Origin of the sequence: Nocardioides sp. (assembly GCF_036405735.1) — a bacterium.
In the GTDB taxonomy this organism is placed as follows: Bacteria; Actinomycetota; Actinomycetes; order Propionibacteriales; family Nocardioidaceae; genus Nocardioides.
Window position 1 is genome coordinate 18,766 of sequence record NZ_DASWXC010000003.1, and the last position, 9,837, is coordinate 28,602.

Sequence of the window (9,837 nt, forward strand, 5' to 3'; positions counted from 1 at the left end):
TCCCGTGACGACCACCGTGAGCCGCCGCGCCTTCCTCCACATCGGCCCCCCGAAGACGGGCACGACGTTCCTGCAGCAGGTGCTGTGGCGGCAGCGGGAGCTCGCCGTGCAGCACGGACTGCTGCTGCCGCTGGGCTCGGTGCGCGACCACTTCCGGGCCTCCCTCGACCTGCGAGGCATCGAGACCGCACCCGAGGGCGCCCCGGTCACCGGCAGCTGGGACCGGCTGCTGGCGGCCCTGACCGCCTGGGACGGCGACGTGCTGGTGTCGCACGAGATGTTCGCCGCGCTCGACGACGCCGCGGCGGCACGGGCGCTCGCGGACCTCGCCGGCTCGGACCGCGAGGTCCACGTCGTGGTGACCGCCCGCGACCTGGGCCGCCAGCTGCCCGCGGTGTGGCAGGAGGCGGTCAAGGGGCGGCGGTCCTTCACGTTCGCCGAGTTCATGGCGCAGCTGGAGCAGCCCGGCAGCGAGTTCGCCGGCTACCTCCAGGACCGTCAGGACTACGCCGGGCTGCTGCGCCGGTGGAGCGGTCCGGGCGTGCGCCGGCACCTCGTCACCGTGCCGCCGCCGGGTGCGCCCCGAGACCTGCTCTGGCGCCGGTTCGCCGGCGTGCTCGGACTTCCGGCCGACGCCTTCGAGCTGGACGTGCGGGCCAACGACGCGCTCGGCGCCGAGCAGCTCGAGCTGCTGCGACGCCTCAACGAGCGGCTCGGGGAGCGGCTGCCGTGGCCGGGCAGCTACGCGCCCGTCGTACGCGGGCTGTTCGCGCGCCGCGTCCTCGCCCGGCAGGCCGGCCGCCGGATCGCGGCGGGCGGCGCGGACCTGGCCTTCGCGCGGGACCGGGCCCGCCAGCAGGTCGCCGCGCTGGAGGACCTCGTCGGCGCCGACGGCGTGGAGCTGGCGGGAGCGCTGACGGATCTGCTCGTGGCCGACGACGTGGGATCGGCCGGCGACGCGCGGCAGCAGGTGGCCGACGAGCGGCTGCTCGCCGAGGCGGTCGAGGCCACCGTCGGACTGCTCGAGACGCTCGCGGAGGAGCGGGCCCGCCACCACGCCGAGCTGGCCAGGTTGCGCGAGCGGATCCGGGCGTTGGAGCAGGGCTGACGCGGTGCCCTAGGGTCGCGGCCATGGCGCGCGTGTTCCTCCACATCGGTGCCCCCAAGACGGGCACGACGTTCCTGCAGCAGGTGCTGTGGCGTCACCGCGGCCTGGTCGCCGACCAGGGCCTGACCCTGCCGCTGGGATCGGTGAAGGACCACTTCTACGCCGCCCTCGACCTGCGCCACGCCGCCGCGCCGGCCCCCGACGGCACCGACGCCAGCGGGGCGTGGGACCGACTGGTCGCGGCGGCCGGGCGCGCCGAGGGCGACGTGCTGGTCTCCCACGAGCTGTTCTGCCTGGTGGGCGACGACGACGCGCGGCGGGCCGTGGCCGCGTTCGCCGACCAGGGCCGTGAGGTCCACGTCGTGCTCACCGCCCGTGACATCGGCCGCCAGCTCACCGCCCACTGGCAGGAGACGGTCAAGATCCGCGGGTCGCTCGGCTTCGCGGAGTTCATGGCGCAGGCCGGCGACCCCGAGAGCTCGGTCGGCCGCTACCTGCGCAACGTCGAGGACTACGGCGCCCAGGTGCGTCGCTGGGCCGGCGACCTCCCCTCCGAGCAGGTCCACGTGGTGACGGTGCCGCCACCGGGCGCCGCGCGGGACCTGCTGTGGCAGCGGTTCGCGAGCCTGCTCGGGCTCACGGCGGACCGGTTCGACCTGGCCGTGCGCGCCAACCAGTCGCTCGGCGTGGAGCAGGTCGAGCTGCTGCGTCGCGTCAACGTCGCGCTCGGCGAGGACCGGCTGACCCGCCCGGGTCCCTACCCGCAGATCGTCAAGGGCCTCTACGCGCACCAGATCCTCACCCAGCGCCCGGGCCGCAGCCTCACCCTGGCCGGCGCGGACCTCGCCTTCGCCCAGGAATGGGCGACCCGCGGCGTCGCCGACCTGCGCCGGCTGGGCGTCGACGTGGTGGGCGACCTCGACGAGCTGCTGGTGGCCGACGGCGACCCGGCCGGGATCTCCTCGGCGCGCGAGCCGGTCCCCGCCGGCGTGCTGCTCGAGGAGGCCCTCGAGGCCACCATCGCCCTGCTCGAGGAGGTGCCGGCCCGGCGCAGGCGGCAGCAGGAGAAGGTCGCTGCGCTGCAGGAGCGGCTCCGGGAGCTGGAGACCGCCGAGTCGGCGACCAGCCGAATCGGCCGGCTGTGGGTTCGGCTGAGGTGCCTTCGCTAGGGTTCCTGGCCATGGTCCGGCGGGCGTTCCTCCACATCGGCAGCCCCAAGACCGGCAGCACGTTCGTGCAGCGGGTGCTGTGGAGCCAGCGTGACCGTGGCGAGGCGCACGGGCTGCTGCTGCCGCTCGGATCGGCCCGCGAGCAGCGGTACGCCGCCCTGGACCTGCACCAGACCGGAGGCGTCGCCTTCGACGGCACGCCGGTCACCGGCTGGTGGTCGCGGGCCCTCGCCGCGGCTGCGGGCTGGGACGGCGACGTGCTGTTCTCCGACGAGCACCTCTGCCTGGCCGAGGACGATCAGGCGGCCCGCGCCGTCGCCGGCTTCGCCGACCTCGGCGCCGAGGTGCACGTCGTCATCACGGCCCGCGACCACGGCCGCCAGCTGCCCAGCCTGTGGCAGGAGTCGGTCAAGGGCCGCTCGACGGTGACGCTGGCGGACTTCCTCGACGAGGCGGCCGACCCGGAGCGCGGCTACGGCCGCTTCGTGCAGCGGGTCCAGGGGTACGCCGACCTCGCCCGCCGCTGGGGCGCCGGGCTGCCGGCCGGACGCGTCCATCTGGTCACCGTCCCACCGCCCGGTGCTCCGCGCGACCTGCTGTGGCAACGCTTCGCCGGCGTGCTCGGGCTGCCCCACGGCGACTTCGCGCTCGAGGTCCGCGGCAACGAGTCGCTCGCACTGGAGCAGGTCGAGCTGCTGCGCCGCCTCAACGCGGCCCTCGGGGACCGGCTGGCGCGGCCGGGCCCGTACCCGGCCGCCGTACGCCGGGGCTACGTCCGCGACGTGCTCGCCGGGCGGCCGGGCACACCGCTGGTCCTCACCGGCACCGACCGCCGCCGTGCCGCCGAGCAGGCCGCCGCGGTGGTGGCCGACCTGCGGACGGTCGCCGGGCTCGAGGTCGTCGGCGACCTGGCGGACCTGCTGGTCGGCGAGCACCCGGACGGCCAGGACGCCCAGGAGGACAGCGGGGACGCGGTGCGGCCCGCGGTCGCGGAGGAGGTCCTGCTCGACGAGGCGCTCGAGGCGACCGTCGCGCTGCTCGCCGGCATCGCCGAGCGGCGTGACCAGCACCGCGCCCGGGTCGCGGACCTCGAGCGGCGCATCGCCGAGCTCGAGGCGCGACGGCCGTCCGGGCGGCGATCGCGGTGGCGCCGTACCACGACTTAGTTACCCGCGGGTATGACTTATCCCACCGCGCACGCCGTTCCCCTCGGGCGCCGGTTCTCGGGATCATGGTCCCGCTCTGTCGCACCGATGAAGGGGATCCAGTTGAGCGCCGCGTCGAAGACCAACCCCGGCAACTTCTTCGAGGACTTCACCGTCGGCCAGGTCATCGAGCACGCCACCCCCCGCACCGTCACCGAGGGTGACCGCGCGCTCTACGGCGCGATCTACCCCACCCGCTTCGCGCTGCCGTCCTCGGCGGCCTTCGCGTCCGCCGTCGGTCTGGCGGCCCACCCGGTGGAGGAGCTGGTCGCCTTCCACATCGCCTTCGGCAAGACGGTGCCCGACATCTCGCTCAACGCGGTCGCCAACCTCGGCTATGCCGAGTGCCGCTTCCACCAGCCGGTCGTGCCGGGGGACACCCTGCGCACCCGCTCCGAGGTCATCGGCCTGAAGCAGAACTCCAACGGGAAGTCAGGCGTCGTCTACGTCCGCTCCACCGCCACCAACCAGCGTGGCGAGGTCGCGCTGGAGTGGGCCCGCTGGGTGATGGTGCACAAGCGGGTCCCGGCAGGCTCGGCCACCGAAGCAGCCCCCGAGACCGTGCTGCCCGACCTGGCGCCGGTCGTCCCGGCCGCCGACCTGGTGGTGCCACGCGGGCTCGACTTCACCTCCTACGACTTCGCCGCGGCGGGAGAGCCGCACCGCTTCGGCGACTACGCCGTCGGCGAGCGGATCGACCACGTCGACGGCGTCACGCTGACCGACGCCGAGCACATGATGGCCACCCGGTTGTGGCAGAACACCGCGAAGGTGCACTTCAACACCGAGGCCCGTCCCGACGGCAAGCGCCTGGTGTACGGCGGCCACGTGATCTCGCTGGCCCGGGCGCTGTCCTTCAACGGCCTCGCCAACGCCCAGCTGATCGCCGCCATCAACGCCGGCTCGCACGTCGCCCCAGCCTTCGCCGGCGACACCGTCTACGCCTGGTCGGAGGTGCTCGACCGCGCGGAGCTGGACGCCCCCGGCGTTGGCGCGCTCCGGCTGCGCCTGGTGGCCACGAAGGGCCGCGACGAGTCGATGACGCTGCGACAGACCGGAGGCGAGAACGACGGGAAGTACGCCACCGGCGTGCTGCTCGACCTGGACTACTGGGCGCTCGTCCCCCGCTGACCCGCTCTCGGACCGACCCGCATCACGAGGAGATCACCCCATGACCAAGCCCGCCGTGTTCATCTCCGGTGCCGCCGCCGGCATCGGCAAGGCCACCGCCGAGCGGTTCGCCGCCGAGGGCTGGTTCGTCGGCGTCTACGACGTCGACGTCGCCGGCGCCACCGCGCTCGTCGAGCAGCTGGGCAGCGACTGCGCTGCGGGCGGCCGGCTCGACGTCACGAAGCCGGAGGAGTGGGAGCAGGCGCTCGCCGACTTCGCCGCCGCGTCGGGGGGTCGGCTCGACCTGCTCATCAACAACGCCGGCATCCTGCGCGCCGGCCGGCTGACCGAGGTCCCGCTCGCGCAGCACCAGCTCACCATCGACATCAACGTCGGCGGCGTCATCAACGGCTGCTGGTCGGCGTACCCCTACCTCAAGGCGACCCCCGGCTCGGGCGTGATCAACATCTGCTCGGCGTCGGCGATCTACGGCCAGCCGGAGATCACGTCGTACTCCGCCTCCAAGTTCGCGGTCCGCGGGTTCACCGAGGGCCTGGAGCTGGAGTGGCGCAAGGAGGGCATCCGCGTGCAGGCGGTGTGGCCGCTGTGGGTCAACACGGGCCTGCTCGACGGCAACGACACCACGAGCCACGAGACCCTGGGCGTCAACCTCACCGTCGAGGACGTCGCCGACCAGCTGGTCGCCATGGCGCGCAAGCCCAGCCTGCTCGACAAGGTGAAGCCGACCAAGGTCCACACGGCGGTCGGCATGCCGGCCAAGACGCTGGCCACCCTCGCCGACCTGGTGCCGTCGTTCCTCACCCGCGAGGTCAACCGCTTCATCGCCAAGGCCTGACCGGCTCCGCCGGGACGGCGCGATACCTGGTCGACGCGGACCGGGTCCTGGTGTGAGGCTGGACCCATGACCGGATCCGCGAACGACGACCTCAAGGCCAAGATGCGCGAAGCGCTGGACCGCAAGAAGTCCCACGACGCCGGGGTGGAGCACCAGAGCCACGACAAGGGTCGTGCCGAGGAGCACGGTCCGGCGTCGGCCAAGCGCGTCTTCCGGCGCAAGTCGGGCTGAGCCGCCCTGGGCCGCCCTGGGCCGCCCTGGGCCTGCCAGACTCGACGGGTGAGCGAGGATCGCAGGGAGGTCGTGCTGGTGCGGCACGGCGCGACGGCGTGGAGCACCACCGGACGGCACACCTCGACGACCGACCTGCCGCTGCTGCCCGAGGGGGAGGCGACGGCCCGGACGCTGGCGCCGCTGCTGGGGACCGAGCCGTTCGACCTGGTGCTCACCTCGCCCCGGCAGCGGGCGCGGCGCACCGCCGACCTGGCCGGCTTCCCCGACGCGGTGGTCGACGAGGACCTCGTGGAGTGGGGCTACGGCGACTACGAGGGCGTCACGACCCGCGAGATCCGCGAGACCGATCCCGGGTGGACGGTGTGGACCCACCCCTCGCCGGGCGGGGAGACGGCCGCGGAGGTCGGTGAGCGCCTGGACCGCGTCGTCACCCGGGCGCGGGCGGTCCACGGCCGCGTGCTCGTCTTCGGCCACGGGCACGCGCTGCGGGCGCTCACGGCCCGCTGGCTTGGGTTGCCGGTCTCCGAGGGGCGGCTGTTCCGGCTCGACACGGCGACGGTCTCGGTGCTCGGCTTCGAGCGGGAGCAGCCGGTCGTGCTGCGCTGGAACAGCCCGGGCGCTTGACGCGGCCCCCCGGACCTCAGCACGTTAGGGGCATGGGTCGCATCCCGGGGTGCCCGCGCTGTGCGACGCCGGTCGCCGGTGCCGGTGGGGCCTGGTCGTGCCCCGAGCACGGCCCCGTCCCGCCGCTGTGGCACGCCGAGGAGGCGTCGTACGACGGCTTCGTGGCCCACCTCGAGCGGACGGCCGGCTTCCCGACGTACCTGCCGTGGCCGCTCAGCCCCGGCTGGCACGTCACGGACTTCGCCGCCGTCGGTGGCGACCGTCCGGCCGCCACGATGACGTGCGTCTCGGGTCCCAGCGAGCTGGACGGTCCGGTCGACCTGCTGGTGGTCGCCGAGGAGCCGGGCACCGGCCTGGGCGCCCGGTGTGCCGGCATGCCGCACGCCGACCCGGGCCACGACCTGGCCGACGGGCCGGCGACGCTGCGGCTCCGGCTCGACGCCCAGCAGGTGTCGCTGTGGCCGGTCTCGACCAGCCGCAGTCACGGGGAGTGGGACCGCTCGGTGCTCGCCGGCGAGGGCGGCGGCCGCTGGCTGTGGCTGGTGCTGCGGCCGGCCTCCGCGCTGTTGCTGCTGCATGAGGAGTGGACGCTCCGCGACGTCTCCCGGCTCGGTCCGGCGCTGCTGGACCTGCCCTTCGGGGGTCCCGCACCGGCGTGGTGAGGCCCCGCCCCGGCCGACGGCGCTGAATCGTCCGCCGAGGCTCGCACCACATATCCTCGGCGCGTGCGCATCGACCTCCACACTCACTCCCGGGTGAGTGACGGGACCGAGTCGCCGGCCGAGCTGGTCCGCGCCGCGGTCGCGGCGGGGCTCGACGTCGTCGCCCTCACCGACCACGACACCGCCGACGGGTGGGAGGAGGCCGCCGCGGCCGCCCGCGACGCCGGCATCGAGCTGGTGCCCGGCATCGAGGTCAGCACGCGGCACGACGGGTCCTGGGGCACCGCGGGGGTGCACCTGCTGGCCTACCTCGTCGACCCGACCTACCAGCCGCTCGCGGACGAGCTGCGGCACGTCCTGGAGGGCCGGCAGGCACGGGTGCCGACGATGGTGAGCCGGCTCAACGAGCTCGGCGTCTCGATCACGCTCGCCGACGTGGCGGCGGCCTCGGCGGACGCCAGCGCCACCGGGCGGCCCCACGTCGCGGACGCGCTGGTCACCCTCGGCGTGGTCGCCGACCGGACCGAGGCGTTCGACCGGTACCTCGGGTGGAGCCGGCCGGCGTACGTCGACCGGTACGCCGCCCCGCTGGTCGACACGATCCGCCACGTCGCGGCCGCGGGTGGTGTCAGCGTCATCGCCCACCCGTGGGGTCGCAGCCGTCGGCAGCGGCCCGATGAGGCCGACCTGGCGGAGCTGCGGGAGGCGGGGCTGACCGGCATCGAGGTGGACCACCAGGGCCATGCTCCCGAGGCCCGTGACCGCCTGCGAGCGATCGCCCGCAACCTCGACCTGGTCGTCACCGGCTCGAGCGACTACCACGGTGCCGGGAAGACCGACCACGACCTGGGGTGCAACACCACCGATCCCGAGCAGTACGCCCGCCTGCTCGACCGCGCGGCTGACGCGGCGCGATCGAGCAGCCGCCCGACCCCCGAGGTGGTCCGACCCTGAACACCACGCTGGCGATCGAGGTCTTCGTGACCCTGTTCGTGATCATGGACCCGCCCGGCACCGTGCCGATCTTCCTGTCGCTCACCAGCGGCCGGTCGGTCGCGACCGCCCGGAAGGCGGCCTGGCAGGCCGTCGCGGTGGCGTTCCTGGTCATCGTGCTGTTCGCGTTCTTCGGCGAGCGGATCCTGCACTACATGCACATCTCGCTCCCGGCGCTGCAGTGCGCCGGCGGCCTGCTGCTCCTGCTCGTCGCGCTCGAGCTGCTCACCGGCAACGAGCAGGAGGCGTCGGCGGCGGCCGACACCAACATCGCGCTGGTGCCGCTCGGGACGCCGCTTCTGGCCGGCCCGGGCGCGATCGTCGCCACCATGGTCTTCACCCGGCAGGTCGACAGCGTGCCCGACTTCACCGCGGTCGCGGTCGGCATCGTCGCGGTCCACATCGTGCTGTGGCTCTCGATGCGCTACTCGCTGCCGATCCTCCGCCTGATCCGCGAGAGCGGCATCCTGCTCGTCACCCGGATCGCCGGTCTGCTGCTCTCCGCGATCGCCGTGCAGATGGTGGCCGACGCCGTCCGGGCCTTCATCGCCGGCGAGGGCTGATCCCGCCCGCCCGAGCCCGCGCCTCAGCGATGGCCGGCGGCTACTTGCGGCCGATGAGCTGGAACCGCTGCAGCAGCCGGGTCGGCGCGACCCGGGCGACGGTGGCCAGCGCCTTGTAGCGCGCACTCGGGATCGAGAAGGCCCGGCCCTTGTCGAAGTCCTCCAGCGCCTCCCGGACCAGGTCGTCCACGTCGAGCCACATCCACGCCGGCGCGGAGTCGCGACCCACGCCCATCCGCTCGTGGAACTCGGTGCGGGTGAAGCCGGGCAGCAACGCCATCACGGTGACGCCCTGCGGGCGGTACTCGTTGTGGGCCCACTCGGTGAAGCTGTTGATCCACGCCTTCGCGGCGGAGTACGTCCCACGGGGCAGGTACGACGCGACCGAGCCGACGTTGATGACGCCGCCGTGGCCGCGCGCCGCCTGAGCGCCGAGCGCCGCGTGGGAGAGCCGCAGGGGAGCGACGACCAGCACCTCGGTCATGGCGGTCTCCTCGTCGGCGGTGTTGTGCAGGAACCGCTTCTTCAGCCCGAAGCCGGCGTTGTTGACGAGCAGGTCGACCGGACGGTCGGCGTCCGCGAGCCGCGCCTCGACCGTGGCGAGCTGCTCACGGTCCACGAGGTCGGCCGGCAGCACCTCCACCGCCACGCCGTGGGCCGTCGTGAGCTCCTCGGCCACGGCCTTGAGCCGGTCGGCATCGCGGGCGACGAGGACGAGGTTCGTGCCGCGGGCCGCGAGCTGTCGGGCGAAGGCGAGGCCGATGCCGGCCGTCGCGCCGGTGACGAGGGCGGTCCCGAGACGAGCAGTTGTGTGCGACATGTGTCCCAGTCTCGCCTACTGGCCGGTCGGTTCGGGCATGATGGCCCCGATGACCACCACGCTCGCCGTCGCCAACCAGAAGGGTGGCGTCGCCAAGACGACCTCGGTCGCCTCGCTGGGCGCCGCGTTCGCCGAGCTCGGCAAGCGCGTGCTCCTCGTCGACCTCGACGCGCAGGCGTGCCTGACCTTCAGCCTCGGCGTCGACCCCGACGAGGTCGAGGAGTCGGTCCACCACGTCCTGCTCGGCCAGGTGGAGGTCGGCGACGTCGTCGTCGAGTGCGAGGACGGCGTGCACCTCGTGCCGAGCTCGATCGACCTCGCCGGCACCGAGGCGGTGCTCCTCGGACGCCCGGCCCGCGAGTACGTCCTCCAGACCGCGCTCGACCCGGTGCGCAAGGACTACGACGTCATCCTCGTCGACTGCTCGCCGAGCCTGGGCGTGCTGACGCTCAACGCGCTCACCGCGGCGAACGGCCTCATCATCCCGATGCCG

At 73.9% G+C, this 9,837-nt stretch carries 12 protein-coding genes; 11 read left to right on the forward strand and 1 reads right to left on the reverse strand.

The window, feature by feature from the left end:
- Positions 1–4: 4 nt before the first annotated feature.
- The 10 genes from VGE38_RS00310 to VGE38_RS00355 all read left to right on the forward strand — a co-directional run bounded on the left by VGE38_RS00310 (position 5) and on the right by VGE38_RS00355 (position 8,524).
- Positions 5–1,108 (forward strand): hypothetical protein, encoded by a 1,104-nt coding sequence (locus tag VGE38_RS00310; RefSeq protein WP_331140530.1) that lies wholly within the window; start codon positions 5–7, stop codon positions 1,106–1,108.
- A gap of 23 nt (positions 1,109–1,131) precedes the next feature.
- On the forward strand, positions 1,132–2,277 hold the full coding sequence (locus VGE38_RS00315; RefSeq protein WP_331140531.1) for a hypothetical protein: 1,146 nt from the start codon (positions 1,132–1,134) through the stop codon (positions 2,275–2,277).
- Positions 2,278–2,288: 11 nt separating this feature from the next.
- On the forward strand, positions 2,289–3,443 hold the full coding sequence (locus tag VGE38_RS00320; protein ID WP_331140532.1) for a hypothetical protein: 1,155 nt from the start codon (positions 2,289–2,291) through the stop codon (positions 3,441–3,443).
- A gap of 102 nt (positions 3,444–3,545) precedes the next feature.
- A complete protein-coding gene (locus VGE38_RS00325) occupies positions 3,546–4,613 on the forward strand; it encodes a MaoC family dehydratase (RefSeq protein WP_331140533.1) in 1,068 nt (355 codons plus the stop codon).
- 40 nt (positions 4,614–4,653) lie between these two features.
- Positions 4,654–5,448, forward strand: coding sequence for an SDR family oxidoreductase (locus VGE38_RS00330; protein ID WP_331140534.1), 795 nt, complete (start codon positions 4,654–4,656; stop codon positions 5,446–5,448).
- Between the two features lie 66 nt (positions 5,449–5,514).
- Entirely contained in the window at positions 5,515–5,679 is a 165-nt protein-coding gene (locus tag VGE38_RS00335; RefSeq protein WP_331140535.1) for a DUF5302 domain-containing protein, read from the forward strand.
- A 48-nt stretch (positions 5,680–5,727) separates the two neighbouring features.
- Positions 5,728–6,306 carry a histidine phosphatase family protein gene (locus VGE38_RS00340; protein ID WP_331140536.1) on the forward strand — a complete coding sequence of 193 codons (579 nt, stop codon included), beginning with the start codon at positions 5,728–5,730 and terminating at the stop codon, positions 6,304–6,306.
- Between the two features lie 32 nt (positions 6,307–6,338).
- Positions 6,339–6,968, forward strand: coding sequence for a DUF6758 family protein (locus VGE38_RS00345; protein WP_331140537.1), 630 nt, complete (start codon positions 6,339–6,341; stop codon positions 6,966–6,968).
- A gap of 63 nt (positions 6,969–7,031) precedes the next feature.
- Positions 7,032–7,922, forward strand: coding sequence for a PHP domain-containing protein (locus VGE38_RS00350; RefSeq protein ID WP_331140538.1), 891 nt, complete (start codon positions 7,032–7,034; stop codon positions 7,920–7,922).
- 14 nt (positions 7,923–7,936) lie between these two features.
- Positions 7,937–8,524, forward strand: coding sequence for a MarC family protein (locus tag VGE38_RS00355; protein ID WP_331140542.1), 588 nt, complete (start codon positions 7,937–7,939; stop codon positions 8,522–8,524).
- A gap of 40 nt (positions 8,525–8,564) precedes the next feature.
- Here the strand turns inward: VGE38_RS00355 and VGE38_RS00360 are convergent, their stop codons facing one another.
- Positions 8,565–9,344 (reverse strand): SDR family NAD(P)-dependent oxidoreductase, encoded by a 780-nt coding sequence (locus VGE38_RS00360; RefSeq protein ID WP_331140539.1) that lies wholly within the window; start codon positions 9,342–9,344, stop codon positions 8,565–8,567.
- 49 nt (positions 9,345–9,393) lie between these two features.
- Between VGE38_RS00360 and VGE38_RS00365 the strand changes: the two genes are divergently transcribed.
- The coding region (locus VGE38_RS00365) for a ParA family protein (protein WP_331140540.1) at positions 9,394–9,837 on the forward strand (444 nt) is incomplete at its 3' end.

What these genes read in the sequence shown, in the direction of transcription:
- VGE38_RS00335 (WP_331140535.1), top strand. Translation starts at nt 5,515, where the DNA reads ATGACCGGATCCGCGAACGACGACCTCAAGGCCAAGATGCGCGAAGCG.
- VGE38_RS00330 (WP_331140534.1), top strand. Translation starts at nt 4,654, where the DNA reads ATGACCAAGCCCGCCGTGTTCATCTCCGGTGCCGCCGCCGGCATCGGC.
- VGE38_RS00320 (WP_331140532.1), top strand. Translation starts at nt 2,289, where the DNA reads ATGGTCCGGCGGGCGTTCCTCCACATCGGCAGCCCCAAGACCGGCAGC.
- VGE38_RS00360 (WP_331140539.1), bottom strand. Translation starts at nt 9,344, where the DNA reads ATGTCGCACACAACTGCTCGTCTCGGGACCGCCCTCGTCACCGGCGCG.
- VGE38_RS00315 (WP_331140531.1), top strand. Translation starts at nt 1,132, where the DNA reads ATGGCGCGCGTGTTCCTCCACATCGGTGCCCCCAAGACGGGCACGACG.
- VGE38_RS00345 (WP_331140537.1), top strand. Translation starts at nt 6,339, where the DNA reads ATGGGTCGCATCCCGGGGTGCCCGCGCTGTGCGACGCCGGTCGCCGGT.